Source organism: uncultured Ellagibacter sp., assembly GCF_934643285.1.
Classification (GTDB): Bacteria; Actinomycetota; Coriobacteriia; order Coriobacteriales; family Eggerthellaceae; genus Ellagibacter.
The window spans coordinates 43671-61923 of the sequence record NZ_CAKUBT010000009.1; the positions used below are offsets into that span (position 1 = coordinate 43671).

13 protein-coding genes and 1 riboswitch are annotated in these 18253 nt (G+C 64.1%); of the genes, 7 read left to right on the top strand and 6 right to left on the bottom strand.

Going from position 1 to position 18253, the window contains the following annotated elements; translation table 11 throughout:
- Nucleotides 1-3: 3 nt before the first annotated feature.
- Together Q0I65_RS05905 and Q0I65_RS05910 are read left to right on the top strand one after the other, a co-directional pair.
- Complete coding sequence (locus Q0I65_RS05905) at nucleotides 4-825, top strand: hypothetical protein (RefSeq protein ID WP_296061104.1); 822 nt, start codon at nucleotides 4-6, stop codon at nucleotides 823-825.
- Complete coding sequence (locus Q0I65_RS05910; RefSeq protein ID WP_296061107.1) at nucleotides 822-1553, top strand: TIGR04283 family arsenosugar biosynthesis glycosyltransferase; 732 nt, start codon at nucleotides 822-824, stop codon at nucleotides 1551-1553. Before Q0I65_RS05905 ends, Q0I65_RS05910 begins: the two co-directional genes overlap by 4 nt.
- A 43-nt stretch (nucleotides 1554-1596) precedes the next feature.
- Here the strand turns inward: Q0I65_RS05910 and nth are convergent, their stop codons facing one another.
- Complete coding sequence (gene nth, locus Q0I65_RS05915; RefSeq protein ID WP_296061109.1) at nucleotides 1597-2259, bottom strand: endonuclease III; 663 nt, start codon at nucleotides 2257-2259, stop codon at nucleotides 1597-1599.
- A gap of 309 nt (nucleotides 2260-2568) precedes the next feature.
- Between nth and mfd the strand changes: the two genes are divergently transcribed.
- From mfd to Q0I65_RS05930, 3 genes are read left to right on the top strand one after another with little or no spacing between them, the layout of a single operon-like run.
- Nucleotides 2569-6108, top strand: a complete 3540-nt coding sequence (mfd, locus tag Q0I65_RS05920; RefSeq protein ID WP_296061111.1) for a transcription-repair coupling factor — start codon at nucleotides 2569-2571, stop codon at nucleotides 6106-6108.
- Nucleotides 6092-7195: a DMT family transporter gene (locus tag Q0I65_RS05925; RefSeq protein ID WP_296061114.1), complete on the top strand. Its 1104-nt coding sequence runs from the start codon at nucleotides 6092-6094 to the stop codon at nucleotides 7193-7195. Before mfd ends, Q0I65_RS05925 begins: the two co-directional genes overlap by 17 nt.
- 1 nt (nucleotide 7196) lies before the next feature.
- Nucleotides 7197-8186: a membrane dipeptidase gene (locus tag Q0I65_RS05930; protein WP_296061116.1), complete on the top strand. Its 990-nt coding sequence runs from the start codon at nucleotides 7197-7199 to the stop codon at nucleotides 8184-8186.
- Nucleotides 8187-8266: 80 nt separating this feature from the next.
- On the opposite strand, the gene Q0I65_RS05935 is transcribed toward Q0I65_RS05930, so the two are convergent.
- From Q0I65_RS05935 to Q0I65_RS05955, 5 genes are all read right to left on the bottom strand, one after another.
- A complete protein-coding gene (locus Q0I65_RS05935) occupies nucleotides 8267-8668 on the bottom strand; it encodes a PaaI family thioesterase (protein ID WP_296061119.1) in 402 nt (133 codons plus the stop codon).
- A 19-nt stretch (nucleotides 8669-8687) separates the two neighbouring features.
- Nucleotides 8688-9830, bottom strand: coding sequence for a 4Fe-4S binding protein (locus tag Q0I65_RS05940; protein ID WP_296061121.1), 1143 nt, complete (start codon nucleotides 9828-9830; stop codon nucleotides 8688-8690).
- Nucleotides 9817-11364 carry a glutamate--tRNA ligase gene (gene gltX, locus Q0I65_RS05945; RefSeq protein WP_296061122.1) on the bottom strand — a complete coding sequence of 516 codons (1548 nt, stop codon included), beginning with the start codon at nucleotides 11362-11364 and terminating at the stop codon, nucleotides 9817-9819. The genes Q0I65_RS05940 and gltX overlap by 14 nt, the downstream gene beginning before the upstream one ends.
- A gap of 230 nt (nucleotides 11365-11594) precedes the next feature.
- A complete protein-coding gene (locus Q0I65_RS05950; protein ID WP_296061124.1) occupies nucleotides 11595-12506 on the bottom strand; it encodes a DUF1461 domain-containing protein in 912 nt (303 codons plus the stop codon).
- Nucleotides 12507-12518: 12 nt separating this feature from the next.
- Nucleotides 12519-13886: a circularly permuted type 2 ATP-grasp protein gene (locus Q0I65_RS05955; protein ID WP_296061127.1), complete on the bottom strand. Its 1368-nt coding sequence runs from the start codon at nucleotides 13884-13886 to the stop codon at nucleotides 12519-12521.
- 262 nt (nucleotides 13887-14148) lie between these two features.
- A riboswitch (SAM riboswitch) is annotated at nucleotides 14149-14240 on the top strand.
- Between the two features lie 9 nt (nucleotides 14241-14249).
- Here Q0I65_RS05955 and metK point away from each other — a divergent pair.
- Both metK and priA read left to right on the top strand, forming a co-directional pair.
- Complete coding sequence (gene metK / locus Q0I65_RS05960) at nucleotides 14250-15515, top strand: methionine adenosyltransferase (RefSeq protein WP_296061128.1); 1266 nt, start codon at nucleotides 14250-14252, stop codon at nucleotides 15513-15515.
- A 132-nt stretch (nucleotides 15516-15647) separates the two neighbouring features.
- On the top strand, nucleotides 15648-18158 hold the full coding sequence (gene priA, locus Q0I65_RS05965; protein ID WP_296061131.1) for a primosomal protein N': 2511 nt from the start codon (nucleotides 15648-15650) through the stop codon (nucleotides 18156-18158).
- Nucleotides 18159-18253: the final 95 nt, after the last annotated feature.

The window sequence follows — 18253 nt, forward strand, 5'->3', positions numbered from 1 at the left end:
ACGATGGGTTTGTCTTCCCTTTCTTCGAGGTTGACCGTTTTCGAGAAGACGAACTACGTTTTCAAGAACTGGCGCCATGCAAGCGCGGGGAGCGTCGTTTTCCCTGGCTGCGGCTTCCCCTCGTTTTTCCCGAAGACGCTTGCAGCCCTTAAGGACGCGCTGCGCCCCGTTTCCGGTGTGAGCTTCGCCCTTGATTGCTGCGGCCTGCCGCTTGAGGGGTTGAAGGGCCCCGAGGCGTATCGTGCGGAGCTTTCGCGCGTCGAGGAGCGCCTGGTGCGTGTTGGTGCGCGCGAGGTGGTGCCGCTCTGCCCGAATTGCGGCTCGGCGTTCGCGGAGGCGCTCGGTCGGTCAGTTTCTCAGGTTACAATTTATGCCTTCCTGCGCGAGCTTACCGAGCGCGGGCTCATCGACTGCGCGCGCGTTGCGACTCCCGGTGCGGTGTTCGTCCCCTGCCCTGACCGTGCGCATCGGGAATGGCTCGATGATCTGGCATATTTCCTCGAGCCTTCGGTATTCGTGTCGGAATGCTCGGCTTGCTGCGGAGCCGCCTTCGAACTTTCCCAGCCTGAAGCCTCGTTTGTCGCTGCAAAGCGCGTGCTAGAGTCGGTTGCTCGCGAGTGCGCCCGTGCGGGCATGGAAGAACCCGTGCTGTACGTGTATTGCGCCTCGTGTGCGGGCAAACTCGAGCGGGCGCGGCGCCAATGCTTGGGCAGCCTTGCCGGCAGCGTGCGGGTGGTCCACGCTTTGTCGGCCCTGATGGAGGTCAATGAAACACCGGCGGTTTCGGCGACGGTGCTCAACCGGGCGAAGGCGGCGATCCGATGAGCGCGCGGGTGGCAGTCGAGAGTAGTCAATGTCCGAAGAGCATTTCGGTCATCGTGCCCGTTTTCAACGAGGTGTCCACCATCGATGCGCTGCAGGACCAATTCGATCGCATTGATTTCGCGGGAAGTCGCTGCGAGGTGATCTTCGTCGACGGCGGCAGCACCGACGGTACGCGAGACCGCGTGCGTGCTCCTTATCGCCTCATCGACCAGGAGGGACGCGGGCGCGGTGGCGCGCTCAACACGGGGGCGCGAGCGGCAGCGGGCGAGGTGCTCTTCTTCCTCCATTGCGACAGCATGCTTCCCGAGGGGGCCTTCCGCGAAATCGGCGAGGTTTTATCGCGTACGCGCGTCGGGACGTTCGGCATCCGCTTCAACAAGCTGACCCCGGTGCTCATGCTGTGCCAGGTGATGTCCAACCTGCGGGTGAGGGTCCGCCATATCTCCTACGGCGACCAGGGCCTTTTCATCGAGAGGAACCTGTTTTTCAAGGCGGGGATGTTTCCCGACGTGCCGCTTATGGAGGACTTCCAATTCGCTTTGAACCTAAAGCGCCTCGGCGAGCCCATCGGCATGACAAAGCATCGTATCCGCACGTCGGCTCGGCGTTTTCCCAATGGGGAGGTCAATCGCCTCCGGGTGTGGGCAAACATGGCGCGCCTGCGCTCGCGCTATGTGAAGGGGGCGTCGCCTGAGGAGCTTGCCCTCGTGTACGGCAACGTTCGGTAGGGTGCTTGCGGGAGAGCCTTCGCTCGCGGGGCGGCTCCAATCGCTATTTCTTCCCGCAGCTCGGGCAGACGTCGGCAAGAAAACACTCCTCGCACTTGGGCCGCCGCGCGATGCACGTTTCGCGCCCGAAGAGCACCCATTGATGGTTGATCGGCCCCCAAAAGTCGCGTGGGTAGAGCTTGAGCAAGGCGGTTTCCGTTTTTGCGGGCGTGTCGGCCGAGGGGCCGACGAGCTTCAGCTTGTGCGCGATTCGAAAGACGTGCGTGTCGACAGCGATGCCTTCGACGATCCCGAATGCCTCGTTGAGCACTACGTTTGCGGTTTTCCTTCCCACGCCGGGGAGCTTTTGCAGTTCGTCGATATCCCGCGGGACCTCCCCACCGTACTCTGAGACCACCAGTTGCGCGCACTTCACGCAATTCGCGGCCTTCGTGCGATAGAAGCCGATGGCGCGGATGATCTCTTCGACGTCGGTGACGTTGGCCGACGCGAGGTCGGCGGGGGTGGGGTAGCGCTTCCAGAGTGCGGGCGTCACCTTGTTCACGCCTTTGTCGGTCGTTTGCGCGGAAAGCAACACGGCGATGACCAGTCGAAACGGGTCGCAATCGTAATGTAGAGCGCATTCCGCCTTGGGGTAGTGCTCATTCATTCGGCGGGCGATTTCGATGGCTCGCTCGCGTTTCGCGGCGACGGTCTCACGGGGCATGGCTCATCCTTTCCTCTCCGCTGAAAGTATAGCGGCTTCTTCGGGGTTCGAGGGAATGAGTGCACGCTTGAACCCGAATTCTGGCACGAAGCGTGTACTTTTTTGAATCATCGTGATGGTTTGGGAGATGCGGGCATGGGCGGTTGGGGTGCGAAGGCTCGCTGTGATACACTTGCGCTTGGAAATTCCCTGTTGGGAACAATATCAAAACTGAAGCCGTATTCGCGTTTCCCCTCATAAAGGTGCGCGATGCGGCTCTTTGTGCTGTCTGCGGGCTGTTTCGCCTTGCAGACGCTTGGAAGGACGCGCATGCTCATCGATTCGCTGACGTTCGTGCTCGAGAAGTCGGGCGCGCTGGATGACTTTTGGGGAAAGCTCGACGCGGGAACCGATGCGACGCTCGGTGTCGCGTCATCTGCGCGTCCCTTCCTCGCGAGCGCTCAGTTCTCGCGCTCGCCGCGCCCGACGCTCGTCGTCGTCGCAGGTGAGGATGCCGCTATTGCCTTCGCTCGCAATATGGCAGCTTATTTGGGGGAAGACCGCGTGCTGCTGTTCCCCGAGCGTGCCGATACCCCCTTCTCCCCGAAGACGCCCGATGCTCGCAAGGTCGCCCGCCGTATGGAGGCCGCCTTCTCGCTCGCATGCGGCAGGCCGCGCGTCGTCGTGGCAAGCGCCCGCGCGCTCATCAGGATGATGCCGCCGAAAGAAAGCCTGGTGGCGGCACCCCTCGTGTTCGAGGCGGGGATCGAGCTTGCCGATACGGCGCGGGAAGGCGAGGCGGCGCTTCCGAGTGCTGTGCGCGAGCGCTGCTGCGTCGAGTCTTTCGAGGACGTGGCCCGCTCACTTGAGGATCGCGGCTACGTGAACACCGGCGAGCTCGACGGGCCGGGCACCTTCGCCGTGCATGGAGGCACTATCGACGTGTTTCCGGGCAACCTCACCTATCCCGTGCGCATCGATTTCTTCGGAGACGAAGTGGACGAGATCAGGCGCATCGTCCCCTCGACGGGGCAGACCATCTCTCCGCTCTCGCGCGTCGAGATATACCCTGTGCGAGAGTACTCCTGTTCAGCGGAGACGATCGCCCGCGCACGCAGGAAGATCGCGGCACCCGCGAAATCGAACGCGGTTTTGCGCGACATGCTCGAGAAGCTCGATGGCGGGCTTCGCTTCGAGGGCGCCGATGCGCTGCTCCCGTATCTTTACGACAAGTCGGTGACGCTCGGCGCATGGGCGGGCCCCGATACGATGACGTGCCTTATCGAGCCGCGCTCGCTTTTCGACGACGCCACGCATGCGTATGAGGAAATAGAGGCGCGCGCGAAGGGGACGAAGATTCCCGTGGTGGGGCTCTATGCTGGGCCGACCGCGCTCGACTTCGGCGGGGGCGTCCGCGCGACGTACGTGTCGATTATGCGCGTCGGCGGCACGATCGACGTCGAGCTTCCCGTGAAGCGCGTCGAGGTTGCCGGGCATCCCGACAAGCTGTTCGGTCGGCTGGTGAACCTCGTCGAGGGGGGCAACACGGTGGCCCTTTGCGCGCCGGAGCCACGCGCGCGCCACGACATCGAGCTTGCGCTCGTCGACAACGGCATCGCCTTTCAGGAGGCGCTCGACGCGAACTTCTCAGAGTTGGACGGCCTTTCGGGCGATGGATCGGCGAAGCGTCGTCTTCGCAGGTCGGTCGTTAACGTTGTCGACATCGACGTCCCCTTGGGAATGATATTCCCGAAGGCGAAGCTCGCCATCGTGGCGCTCTCCGACACCCAGGGCACCCAGACGACGGCCCGCGCGCGCAGGCGGACCGACATCACGGAGGTGACCTTCCCCTATAAGCCGGGCGACTACGTCGTCCACGCTGCTCACGGCGTCGCTTTCTTCGAAGACCTCGTGTGGCGCGAGATTGATGGCATGGCGCGCGACTACCTGCTTTTGAAGTATGCGGAAGGCGATAAGCTGTTCGTGCCGGTCGAGCAGCTTGACCGCGTGACGCGCTACGTGGGTCCCGAAGGGGCAAGCCCGCGCCTCACCAGGCTGAATACATCGGATTGGTCGCGCGCGACGGCGAAGGCGCGCAAGGCGACCAAAAAGCTCGCATTCGATCTGGTCGACGTGTACGCGCGCCGTGCGGCGACGCAGGGCTTCAGCTTTGGCCCGGACACCGCAGCGCAGCGCGAGATGGAGGAGTCGTTCCCCTACGAGGAGACGCCCGACCAGCTCGCGGCAATCGCCGATGTGAAGGCGGACATGCAAAGCTCGCGCCCGATGGACCGCCTCATCTGCGGCGACGTTGGTTTCGGGAAGACGGAGGTCGCCTTGCGTGCGGCCTTCAAAGCGACACAGGATGGCAAGCAGGTCATGGTCCTCTGCCCGACGACCATTCTTGCGCAACAGCATTTCGCGAACTTCCACGACCGCTTCGCGCCCTTCGGCGTGACGGTCGAGGTGCTCTCGCGCTTTCGCACGCCGGCTGAGCAATCGCGGGCGCTGGCGGGGTTCGCCGACGGCAGCGTGTCGGTGCTCGTCGGCACGCATCGACTTCTCTCGCGCGATGTGAACCCCTATGACCTGGGGCTGGTGATCATCGACGAGGAGCAGCGCTTCGGCGTGGGCCACAAGGAGCAGATGAAGAACCTGCGCGAGTCGATCGATGTCCTGACGCTGTCGGCGACGCCGATTCCGCGCACCATGCAGATGTCCCTGTCGGGCGTGCGCGATATGAGCCTGATCTTGACGCCGCCGGGCGATCGCAGGCCGGTTGAGGTCCATGTGGGGGAGTGGGACCCCGACATCGTTTCCGGCGCGATCAGGCGCGAGCTTGCGCGCGGCGGCCAGGTGTACTACGTGAGCAATCGCGTCCACTCGATCGAGGATGCTGTGGCGCGCGTGCAGGCGGCGGCGGGCGAGGCGCGCGTCGGAATCGCACACGGGCAGATGTCGCGCGAAGAGCTCGAGCGTGTGATGGAGGACTTCAGCGCAGGCGAGCTCGACGTGCTCGTGGCGACGACCATCATAGAGAGCGGTATCGACAATCCGCATACGAACACGCTTGTTATCGAGGACGCCCAACGTCTCGGCTTGGCTCAGATGTACCAGCTGAAAGGGCGTGTCGGGCGCTCGTCGGTGCAGGCGTACGCGTACTTCATGTTCCCCGACAACGTGAGCCTGACCGAGGAGGCTGAGGCGCGCCTGACTGCGCTCGACGAGCACACCGAGCTCGGTAGCGGCATGCGCATCGCCATGCGCGACCTGGAGATACGCGGCGCGGGAAGCATGCTTGGTGCCGAGCAGTCGGGCAACATGAGCGCGGTCGGCTTCGACCTGTTCGCGCAAATGCTCGAGCAAGCGGTTGCCGCCACGCGCGAAGGCGATGCAGGCGCCGCCGACGGGCTGCCGCCAGCGCTCTCCGACATCACCGTGAACCTGCCGGGCCACACCTACCTGCCGGAAGAGTACGTCCCCGATACCGACGAGCGCGTGCTGTGGTACCGAAAGATCGCGTCAGCGGCGACGATGGAGGACGTCGAGGCCATCGAGCAGGACATGCTCGCCAAGCGGCCGGACATGCCCGCCGCGGCAAGGAACTTGTTCGCGAAGGCGCGCGTGAAGGCGTTCGCGAACGAGCATCATATGAACACGGTGACGGTCGCGGGCGGAAAGCTCATCGTCGAGCCTGTCGCCGTACCGCGCGACAAGATGGTGCCGATTCGCCGAGCGGGCGGCCGCTATCTCGCGGAGAAACGCAAGCTTACGCTTCCCATCAGGTATTTCAAGGTTGAAGAGGGCGATGCGCTCTTCGGTGCGGTCCTCGATTTCTTAAAGGAGCTCAGCGGTGGGGAAGGGGAATAGGGAGCGCTTCCTCTTTGGCGTGGCGTGTGCGCTCGCGGGCGGTGCGCTCTGGGGCTTCTCGGGTGCGTGCTCGCAGTACCTGTTCGCGCACTACGACATCGACGCCTCCTTCATCACCGCGGCCCGCATGCTCGGCTCGGGTGCGCTGTTCTTGGTGCTGCTGCTTGCGACGCGTCGCGAGCGCTTTCTTGCGATGCTGCGCGATAGGGCCTCGCTGCGGAGCCTCGTCATATTCGGCGTCTTCGGGCTTTTCGCCTGCCAGTTTTCCTACATCGCCTCGATCGGCTGCACCAATGCCGGTACAGCCACAGTTCTGCAATCGCTCGGCACGGTGTGGGTCATGCTCGCCGCGTGCGCGCTCGCGAGGAAGCCTCCGCGCGCAGGAGAGGCGCTAGGGCTTGTGTTCGCCCTGGTGGCAACCTTCCTTATTGCGACACAAGGAAACCTGTCAAGTTTGGCGCTTCCCGCTGCGGGGCTCGCGTGGGGTCTTGCGAACAGCATCACTGTTGCGATTTACATCATGTATCCCAAGCGCCTCATGTTCGTGTGGGGAACCCTCCTGACGGCAGGCGTTGGCATGGCGATCGGGGGAGTTGCTGCGGGAATCGCGTGGGCGGCGCCTGCCGTGTGGGGCGGTGGCGTCGTCGTGCCTGCTCTCGATGCGACGGGATGGCTTGTCCTTGCAGCCATCGCCGTTTTGGGAACGTTCGCGGCTTTTACGTTGTATCTGCACGGCGTCGCGCTCGTGGGTCCCGTGACGGGCAGCCTGCTCGGCGCCATGGAGCCGGTGAGCGCGACGGTGTTCGCCGCGCTGTGGCTCGGGACCTCGTTTACCGGCTACGACTGGGCCGGCTTTTTGCTCATGGTGTCGATGATCCTGCTCGTCTCCGTAGCGGGCGGGAAGAAACCTGCGGACGAGGAGCCCTTGCGCGGCATGGACGCGGAGGCTGCAACCTGCGGGGATGGGGAGCCCGCTTCCTGCGAGGGCACAAGGCCCGCGTTTGGCGAGGGCGTGAAGCCTGCGACGGGTTCTGCACGCCCACCGCTTTCGGGTGGTGTGAATGTGGGACAGGAAAAGAAAGGCTGACATGAGGGTTTTCGATTTGCATTGCGACACGCTCGACCGTTTGGCGCTTCACGGCGAGGCGGGAGGCGCTGCGTTCGGGTACATGGAGGGCGATAGCTCCATCCCGCATGCGCGTATGAGCTCGCTTCTTTCCAATGACGCGCACATCTCGCTTGAGCGCACGGCGCAATTCAACTGGTGCCAGTGCTTCGCCGTGTTCGTTCCCGACGAGCTGCGAGGCGACGCCGCGTGGTCGTTCTATCTGCGCATTCGCGATTTCTTCCGCGGTCAGGCGGCGCAATTCGAAAAGCAGCTTGCACCCGTTCGCACCTCAGGCGAGGCCGAATGCGCGTTTGGCGCGGGAAAAACCGCCGGCATGCTCACGGTGGAGGGTGCGGCGTTTCTCGCCGACGACGGTCATGCGGGCGAGCGCCTCGACACGATCGCGGACGACGGGGTGCGCATGGTGACGCTCACATGGAACGGGCGGAATGCGCTCGGCAGCGGCAACGTCACCGAAGATGGCTTGACGCCGTTCGGCCGTACGTGCGTCCGCGGGCTCGAGGCGCGCGACATTGTGGTGGACGTCTCGCATTTGAACGACGCCGGGTTCAAAGACGTGTGCGGCTGCGCGCAAAAGCCCTTCGCGGCCTCACATTCCAATGCGCGCGCCGTCTGCGGGCACAAGCGCAATCTCGCTGACTGGCAGCTGCGCGAGATCGCCGATCGCGGCGGCATCGTCGGGTTCAACTACTACAACGACTTCCTGAACGACCGTGGGGAAGAGGCCACGCGCGACGATGCGCTGCGCCACATCGATCATATCCTGGAAGTGGCGGGAGAAGACCTGCTTGCGCTCGGAAGCGATTACGACGGCAGCGAGGTGCCCCGCTGGCTTTCCCCCTGCACGGGCGTCGCGAATTTGCATGACATCGTGGTAAAGGAGTTCGGCAGCGAGATCGCGAGCAAGATGTTCTGGGAAAACGCCGCACGCTTTTTCGCGGAGAAGTAAGGACGCAACCCTTTAGGACCCTCAACGGTCGCTACGGTCGCGAAGGCTTGTGTGCTTCCCGCTGGGAGGGCGGGTGCAACCTATCTCGCGCAGGTAGCGCACATCTTCGCGATGCGCCGCCCCGTGTCGTCGGTGATTTCTACGGTGTAGAACCCCAGACGGCGGCCCGATTTATCGACGTCGCAGGTGGCGATGAGCTTCTCGCCCTTCGTTGCCGAGAAGTACTCGATGGTGTTGCTCACCGAGACGCTCGGGGGCTCGCCGATGTTGCAGGCGATGGCGAGCGCGAAGTCGGCGAGCGTGAAGATGGCGCCGCCCATCACGTTACCCGTTGCGTTGCGGTGGATTTCGGTGAGCTTCATCTCGCAGACCGCATGCCCGCGACTCGCCTCGACGACGGTGCAGCCTGCCGCGCGTGTGGCGAACTGGTCGTTCGCGAAATGGTTCGCCACTTCTTCGAGTGTGGGATTGTCCGAGAGCATTTTTGCCTTCTTCTTTTCGTTATTCGTCGTCAGGTTGGGGGAGCAGCTCGCCGGCATATGCCTCGCGAAGGCTTGCGGCGCCTTGGGGGCAGGCGCTTGTGCATAGTCCGCAGCCGATGCACAAGCGCGCTTCGAAGACGAGTTGCCCATCCTTGGGGCTTGGTCTGCGAGCGCCTGTGGGGCACGATTTCGCGCAGGCGAGGCTGTTGTCGCAAAGAGAGGCGTCGGTAGCGGAGAGCATCACGCGCTTGCGCACGGCGACGGCGTCGGAGACGTCCGCCGCTTCGAGCAGCATCCGCTGGCGAGGAGAGAGCGAGCATCGCGTCATGCCCCCCTCGGCGTATTCGTTTTGCTCGGGGGTCCCGACCGCGCCCCCGATGCGCTCGTCGGCGAGCATGTGGTCGCGCTGCTCGTGGAAGGCGCGCAGCGATTCGTTGCGCTTCATGCGGTATGCGCCCGAGGCGATGTCTTCCGCTTGGTCTTTCAAGTTGAGAAGCGCTTCGCGGCGGTCCTTGCCCGATGCGTCGCCGAGCGTCTGCATGAGCGTCGGGGCGGCCTGCGCTTCGGGAACGTCGTCGGTGAACGCCACGGTACGCTCGGTGACGTCTTCAGCCTGCTCGATTGCGCAGGAAAAACGCTCAAGCCCTTGAGATTTGGTGCGCTTGCATGCTTCGCATTCCTCGAAGATGACGGCGACGGCAAGATCGATGCCAAGCGCGAGCGCGCAGGTCCAAAGCTCGGGCGGCAGCATTGCGAGGCATGGCAGCACGATTACGTTGTCCGCTGGGGCGAAGCCTGAAGGGAGCAGATACGAGCACGTTAGGATGACCTTCTCGCCCGTGAGCGCAATTTTGCGCATCTGTGAAAAGACGGCCTCGACGGAGGCGCCGGGGATTGCGAAGCCGTCGCACACGCCAACGCATATCCCACATTTGGTGCAGGCGTGCGCATCGACGGCGGCGGAGGCATTCGCGATGGCGATGGCCCCTTTTGGGCACGCCTCGATGCACTTCATGCAGCTGGAGCCTTGGGGGCGCGTGCAGAAGTCGCGCAGAAAGAGCACCTTGCGCGGAGCGCCCAAGGCGACGCGCAAGGTGGAAGGGGCGCTCGCGGCGGATTGCGCGTCGCGAGCGCCCTGCTCGAAGTCGCTATTCGTCCCCACCGAAAACCTCGGCGGTGACCTGGTCGATGCGCGCGAGCACGTCCTCGCGCGGCAACAGCTCGATCGACTCGAACAGCGGCGGGGAGACCATGTTGCCGCAGACGGCAACGCGCAGCGGCTGCAGCACGAGCTTGAGCTTCATGTTGAGCGCGTCCTCCTCGCCGAGCTCGCGGCATGCGGCCTCGAGGCTCGTCGCCTCCCATGCGCGGCTCTCATCGGCCAGGATGGCGCGGCAGGCTGCAAGCGCCTCGTCGGCGCGCGCACCTTCCTTCAAGAGCACCTTCTTCACGCTCTTCTCGTCGAGCACCTCGACGCGCGGCCCCCAGAACATGTAGGCCAGCTTGTCGGCAGCGTCGACAAGGCGCGTCTCGCGCTCGGCAACGAGTGGGTAGAGCTTCTCGTAGAACTCGGGGCGGTTCGCGATGTCCGCCGCAGTCTCGCGGATCTCCTCCTCGGAGATTTCGGCATCGGCCGCAACGCCCGCGCGGGCGCGCGCAAGCCAAGGAACGCTCGCGTCGATCCAATCCCCGGCGCTCATCCCCTTGATGTACTGGCCGTTCATCCACTCGAGCTTCGTCTCGTCGAACACGGCGTCCTTCTTGGTGATGCGGTCGAGCGAGAACTCGCTGCACAGCACGTCGCGGCTGATGAGCGTCGTCTCGCCGTCGAGGGACCAACCCAGAAGGGCCAGGAAGTTCACCATCGCGTCGGGCAGGAAGCCGCGGTCGCGGAACTCCTCGACGCTCGCTGCGCCGTGACGCTTGGAGAGCTTCTTCCCGTCGGGGCCTAAGATCATCGACAGGTGCGCGAAGGTGGGCACGTCGTAGCCGAGCGCCTCGTAGATGAGGATCTGGCGCGGGGTGTTCGAGAGGTGGTCGTCGCCGCGAATGACGTGTGTGATCCCCATGTTCGCGTCGTCGCATACGACAGCGAAGTTGTAGGTGGGCGTGCCGTCGGTGCGCACGACGATCATGTCGTCCATTACGTCGGCGGGGAAGGAGACGTGCCCGTACACGGCGTCGTCGAACTCGATGGGGCCGTGGTCAAGCGGCACCTTCAGGCGCCAAACATGCGGTTCACCTGCGTCGATGCGGCGCTGCGCCTCGGCGGGGTCGATGTCGCGGCACGTGCGGTCGTATCCCGCGTAGCCGCCTTCCTCCGCTTCCGCCTTCGCGCGCTTCTGGTCGAGCAGCTCCTTCGAGCAGAAGCAGGGGTAAACCGCCCCGCGGTCCTTCAGGCGCTCGAGCGCGGTCTTGTAGGTGTCGAAGCGCTGGGTCTGGAAGTAGGGGCCCGCGTCGCCGCCAACCTCGGGACCCTCGTCCCAGTCGAGGTTAAGCCACTTCATGGCGTTTAGGATGACCTGGACGTTCTCTTCGGTCGAGCGCTCGGGGTCGGTGTCCTCGATGCGCAGGATGAAGGTGCCGCCCATCGCGCGGGCGAATGCCCAGTTATAGATTGCGGTGCGCGCGCCGCCGACGTGCAAGCGCCCAGTGGGCGAGGGTGCGAAGCGTACGCGTACGGGTTTGTCAGTCACGGATTCCTCTTTCGTCTTTTGGAAGTCGTTTCAACCTGCATATGATACTCGCTTTCGCGCCTGATGGCGGGGATTGCACCGTATTGCGACAATCTGCGCCGGGAGGGCGGCGAAGGCGGCGAAAGCGTGCTCGCTTTGCGAGGTCGGGCGCAGCGAGAAGCTAGGCGCGGGGCAGGTAGCGAGGGCGCCGCGAGGAGGCTCCTCTTTTTCTCTCGCAGGTTTGGTGGTTCTCAGGCGCGGCGCAGCGCGAGGCCCGCGATCGCCGAGATGGCGCTTACGGCGATCGCTGTGGCAAGCCAGATGGCGCCCATGCCGACCCAGAAGGGCTCGGGGTACATAGTGATGAGCAGCGAGTCGGCGCTGAACGCCCAGCTTCCCTGCGCGAAGAACAAGCTGTGGAACACGGCGAACAGCCCCTCGAAGTCGATGGCGGCCCATATTCCCAAGATGGCGAAAACCGCGATCGTGCCCAAGCCCGCGCAGAGCAAAACCGTCCCGAACGTCCTTCTTCCGCTCGCGCACCCGACGCCCACGGCGGTGAGCACGGCCGCGATGAATACGCCTAGCACGACGGGCTCGGCTGTCGCGAGAACGCCGAAGACGTCGTCGAGGTGCTCGATCGCCTCGGGGTCGAGCACGTAGGTGTCGGATGCCTGCGCAAGCAGCATGTCCACGTTCTCGCTGCTCGGCTGCAGTATGTGCATGCGCGCCAGGTCGCTGGTTTCGTCGGAGGAGCCCCCCAGCGTGTTCGCAAGGCCGAAGAACAGCGAGGTCGAAGCGGCGCTTGCCGCATCGGCGCCGCTCACTTTATCCCTCGCGGCCATCTCGTCCCACAAGGCGGTGTCAAGCGAGCCGCGATGTGCGCGCCCGTCGGCTTCTGCCTGCGCGTTGATATCGTAAATGGCCTGGTTGAGGGCGAACCTATCGTTCCTGTCGAAGGTGTAGTGCTTCCCCGCGAGCGCCATGTCGCAAAGCTCCTCGTGGGAAAACGGCGTCGCCGGGTTGGTGGTCCCGGCGTAGGCGTCGGCGAGCGAAGCCGTTGCGTCATCGGGGACGGCGACAGCGACGAACCCGGCGGCAACGAAGCTCACCGCAAGGCAGATTGCGCACACTACCGACACGATGCGGTTTCCCAGGCCCATGCGCTCACCTTCCTACTCGTCGACCCAGATGGTTGCCGCGGTGATGCCGCGCATGGGCTTCGAGATGGTGGGCAGGGGCCCCAGGCGGCTGAACACACCCTGGAAGCGCCCGTTGTAGCAGTAGAGCCCCTCCAGATTGTTGTACATGGCGCCCTTGCGGTCGACTTCCTCGTCGGAGAGGCCCTCGATGTCGTGGTCGGGCTCTAAGATGTGCGTCTTGTACGGCGTGATGTAGCGCTGCACAAGAAACGGCGCGCCTGCGGCCCCGTTCGCGAAGCGATTGATGATCTCGTCCCACTTCTCCTGCGTTTGGAAGCACCCGGCGTACACGTCGGCGGCGCCATATGCGTCGGTCGGCTTCACGATCCAGGCGTCCTTGTTCGCGCGCACCTCGTCAAGGTCGATCTCGCTCGAATCGAGGTAGCGCGTCTTGGGGACCGTGCGTGCGACGAACGCGTTCTCTTCGTCGGTGAGGAACGCCTGCGTCTTCGGGTGGAAAAGCGCCTCGCAGATCTGCTTGTCGTGCACGATGTGCCCGGCGAAGCTGCCGATGAGCGCCACTTTCTGCGCGCGCACGGCCTCGATGAGCGCCTGCGAGTCGTCCCAGAACTCGAGCACATCGTTGGTGACGCAGCGGCGCCAGATGGCGTGCACGGGGTTGCCCTGTGCATCGCGCAGCACCTCGCCGTCGAAGGTGAGGTCGCGCACGTCGCACACGCAGCAAGGATAGCCGTGTTCCTCGAACTTCTTCGCGAACAGGTGGAACTCGTCTACGACGCCGTTTTGCAGGTAGTCGCAGATGGCGAAGCGGGGATGCTCGACGCGTCCTTTGTAGGTATGGTAGATGCCGATGAAGTCCTCCACCCAGGCGTCGAAGAGCTCGCAAGGCTCGACTTTGTGGCGGCGCGCGAACTCCTGGAAGGTCTTCGCATTCGCGAGCGAGTTGGTGATCTCGCGGTTCTCGTTCATGCCCGAGGATCCGTCGCCGTTGAACTCGCAGAAGGCGACTTCCTCGGTCTCCTCGTTCAGGAAGATGTCGAAGCGCGCGAAGGGGAGCACGGCGTCATAGCCGCGCGGCACCAAGATGAGGTCGGCTAAGCGCGGGTCGTAGTCGAAGATGGTGCGGTAGTCGGGGTCTTCGAGGTAGTGCTCGATCACCTTGCACAGAATGCGGTGCGTCGTCTCGACTGTGGTGCGCATGATCTCGCGCGTGCGGCGATCGTAGAGACGCGGCACGAAGGAGGTGGAAATCACCTGATGATGGACGATGGCGGTGGAATTCTTCATGTAATCGTAGGCGGCGCGGCGGCTTTCGATGTCGCCGCCCAAGCTCTCCATGATGTCGAAATACTCTTGCGTATAGGCGTTGTTGCTCAGCATGCCCGCTCCTTCCGAGGGGTGTCGGTTTGTCGTGATGAGTGTAGCATTGCAAAGGCTCTCCGAGGCGACGGGATGCTGATGGAATGCTGATGGGGCTGCGGGCGTCATGAGCGCGGCGCATTGGGAAGGGTGGCGGGGAGAAACTCCGCGAAACGACTGCGGTTGGGAATTGTTTCTTTTTTGTTCTCAATTAGAATAGACGGCGGTGTGGTAAAGTACCGCATGCATAAACGAGGGTGCACGGATTGCGCCCGCGAATATCCGTTTATCAAGAGTCGGGGGAGAGAGTTGGCTCTGCGATCCCGACACCAACCTGGCGTTGTGCCAAGGTGGTCCGGCCGACAACGATGAAGGAGGAGCTTCATGGCCGAAGAGCAGTATTCTACGTATCTATTCACGTCCGAATCGGTGACGGAGGGTCACCCGGACAAGATCTGCGATCAGATCTCCGACGCGATTCTCGACGCGATCCTCGAGAAGGAAACCGAGCTTCAGAAGCAGGGCTACATTTCCCCGTCGGGCCAGCCCGCCGATGTGTCGAAGGTGCGCTGCGCCTGTGAGACCATGACCACGACGGGCATGGTCGTCGTGGCGGGCGAGATCCGCACGCAGGCCTATGTTGATGTGCCGACGATCGTGCGCAACGTTATCTGCGAGATCGGCTACGATCGCGCGAAGTACGGCTTCGATGGCACGACCTGCGGCGTTCTGAACGCCATCCACGAGCAGTCGCCCGACATCGCGCAGGGCGTCGACGAGTCGTTCGAGGCGCAGCACGGCGAGGCAGAAGATGTCTACGAGACGGTGGGCGCAGGTGATCAGGGCATGATGTTCGGCTATGCCTGCAAGGAAACGAAGACTCTCATGCCGATGCCGATTTACCTGGCACAGCGCATGAGCGAGCGTTTGGCGAAGGTGCGCAAGGACGGCACGCTGCCCTACCTGCGCCCCGATGGCAAGACGCAGGTTTCGGTGCGCTACGTCGACGGCGCTCCCGCGAATGTGGAGAAGGTCGTCGTGTCCACACAGCATGCCGAGGACATCGACAACGCCACGCTGCGTCGCGACGTGACCGAGCAGGTCATCAGGCCTGTGCTCGCTGACGAGGGGGTCGAGCTCGCCGAGGGTGCCGAGATCCATATCAACCCGACCGGGCGCTTTGTCATTGGCGGGCCTATGGGCGACTGCGGCCTCACCGGGCGCAAGATCATCGTCGACACCTACGGCGGCATGGGCCGTCACGGCGGCGGCGCGTTCTCGGGCAAGGACTGCACGAAGGTCGACCGTTCCGCTGCGTACGCTGCACGTTGGGTTGCGAAGAACGTGGTTGCCGCTGACCTGGCCGATCGCTGCGAGATCCAGGTTGCCTATGCTATCGGCGTGGCGAAGCCGGTCTCTATCATGGTCGAGACGTTCGGCACGGCGCACGTTCCCGAGGCCGACATCGAGCGTGCGGTGAACGAGGTCTTCGATCTGCGTCCGGGTGCGATCATCGACAGCCTCGACCTGCGTCGCCCCATCTATCGCAAGACGGCAGCCTATGGCCACTTCGGCCGCGAGCTTCCCGAGTTCACCTGGGAGAAAACCGATCGCGCTGATGCGCTTCGCGCTGCGTGCGGCCTCGCCTAGCTGAGCCTTCCCGCGACAGCCTTTCAATTCCTCACGCCGCCTTCCCGCCTTCGCAGAATCGGGAAGGCGGCGTTTTGCTGAAGGCGGCGATTCGGGTCGTGTGCCCGCGGTGCTTTCGCTATACTTGACGGCATGAAACTTGCCTCCGTTATCTTAGATATTCCCACCCAAGCGCTCGATGCGCCTTATACCTATGCTCTGCCCGCTGCGGACGGGGAGGACTCGGTATGCGCTTTTTCTTCCACATCGGCCCAGATGGAGAGCCTGTTTGGGGATGATACCCTCGCGGGTAGCGCTGTGGGTTCGAGCGCCGTTGATCCCGTCGAAGTGGGGTGCGCGGTGCTTGTGCCCTTCGGCAGGCGCCAGGCGGTGGGCTTTGTCATTGATGTTTTCGAGGCGGGGCTCCCTGGTGACGAAACGTGGCCTTCCGGCCTTGATGCGCGCAAGCTGAAATCAATCATTCGGGGCCTTTCTAAACCGTACTTCGACGAGGAGGGCGCGGCATGCGCCCAATGGCTCGCGAACCGCTACATCGCGCCGCTTTCCTCCTGCGTTCGCCTGTTCACGCCTCCGGGGGGTGTTCCGCGGATGTTGCATGGCCGCGATGGTCGATGGCGCTTGGAGGAACAAAAGGTTGGGGAAGTGGACGATCGCTGGGTTGTCGCCGGTCCTGAGCTCTCCACGTTCGAGCCGCGCAAAAACGCCGTTCGCCAGGAGGCGATCGTGGCTGCCGTGCGGACGGGCGATCTGCGCGTGTCCGAGCTTTCGGCCCAGATGGGGGCAATTTCGTCCACCTTGCGCGCCCTCGAGGCGAAGGGCGTCGTGCGCATCGTGCGACGTCGCCGCATGCGGGGGACCCCTGACGGTGTGCGCAGCGGCTTGGCTGGTGCTGCGATGAGCGGCTCGCTCGCCGAAACCTGCTGTAGTGCGCTTTCCACCTCAACCCTTCTTGCGCCCACTATCGCGTCCGATGGCTTCACCCCCTCACTGAAGCCCGCGCTCACGCCGGGGCAGGAAAGTGCACTTGCGGCCATCGACCGCGCGCGCGAGCATGCCTGCGGCGAGGTTGTCGTCGTCGACGGCGTCACGGGATCGGGCAAAACGGAACTCTATCTGCGCGCCATCGAGAAGACGCTTGCCGAGGGGCGCACGGCCTGCGTGCTCGTGCCCGAGATCTCGCTCACCCCGCAGACGGTGGGCCGCTTCCGCGGTCGCTTCGGCGACATGGTCGCGGTCATGCACTCGCGCATGAGCCAGGGTGAGCGCTACGACCAGTGGGATTTCATCAAAAGCGGCGCGGCGCGCGTTGTGGTGGGGGCGAGAAGCGCCCTGTTCACGCCGCTTTCGAACATCGGGCTCATCGTGATCGACGAGGAGCACGAAGGCTCCTACAAGCAGGATTCCGCCCCGCGCTACGATGCGCGCGAGGTGGCGCGCTGGATGGTCGCTCGCTCGGGCGGCGTGCTCGTCATGGGTTCGGCCACGCCCTCCATTGAGGCGCTCTACGCTTGCGAGCAGGGCGGGAGCTGGACGAAGGCCGACCTGCCCGATCGCGCGAACGGCAAGCCCCTGCCGACGGTCGAGGTCGTAGACATGGCGGCGGAGTTTCGCGGCGGATCGCGCGCGATGTTCTCGCGCAAGCTCGTCGAGGGGCTTCGCAGCGAGCTTTCCCTTGGGCGCAAGGCGGTGCTTCTCTTGAACCAGCGCGGCTTCGCGAAGTTCCTCTTGTGCCGCGACTGCGGGTTCGTGCCCACCTGCCCCTCGTGCGACACCTCGCTCACCTATCACGAGCGCGGCCGCATGCTCGTGTGCCACCATTGCGGGCACACCGAGATCGCGCCCGCCGTCTGCCCCGAGTGTGGAAGCCCGTACTTGAAGAAGTTCGGCGCGGGCACCCAGCGCGTCGAGGCCGAGCTGCGCGCACTGCTCGACGGGATGCCTGGCGTTGGCCCCGGTGTGCCCATCATCCGCATGGACGCCGACACCACGAGCGGCAAAGGAGCCCACGAGCGCCTCCTCGAGCAGTTTGCCGGAGCGGATGCCGCCGTGCTTTTGGGAACGCAGATGATCGCGAAGGGGCTCGACTTCGAGGATGTGACGCTCGTGGGCGTGATCAATGCCGACACGCAGCTCCACCTTCCCGATTATCGGGCTGCCGAGCGCACGTTTTCCCTGATCGAACAGGTGGCGGGTCGCGCCGGGCGTGCCGACTTGCCGGGGCGCGTGCTCGTTCAGACCTACGAGGCCGACAACGTCGCCATCCGCGCAGCCGCCACCTACGATCGCGAGCGGTTCCTTCGCGCGGAACTTCCGAAGCGGCGCATCCTTCTCTACCCGCCGTTCGTCCGCATGGCAAACGTGCTTGTCTGGGGAAAGGACGAGCCCTCCGTGCGCACGACCGCAGAAAGGCTGTTCACCGAGCTCGAGGCGCATATCCGCGACTTCGGCGGGGACGGGTGGTCCGTCCTTCCCGCGAGCCCGTGCGTTCTCGCGAAGCTGCGCGGCGTGTACCGTTGGCATGTTGTGGTGAAGTGCCCGCCCGGGGACGATCTTTCTCGCGTGATAGCCCCGCTGTTTCGCGCTCGTGTGCCCGAGGCGGACGTGAACGTTGCCGTTGACGTCGACCCGAACGATTTATTGTGACATTCATACACATTCGGCCCGATTTATGGTATATTTTATCGCTGTGTATTTGCGCCCGGTTGCGGTTTAGCCCCGGGCGTTCTTATCCAGAAAGG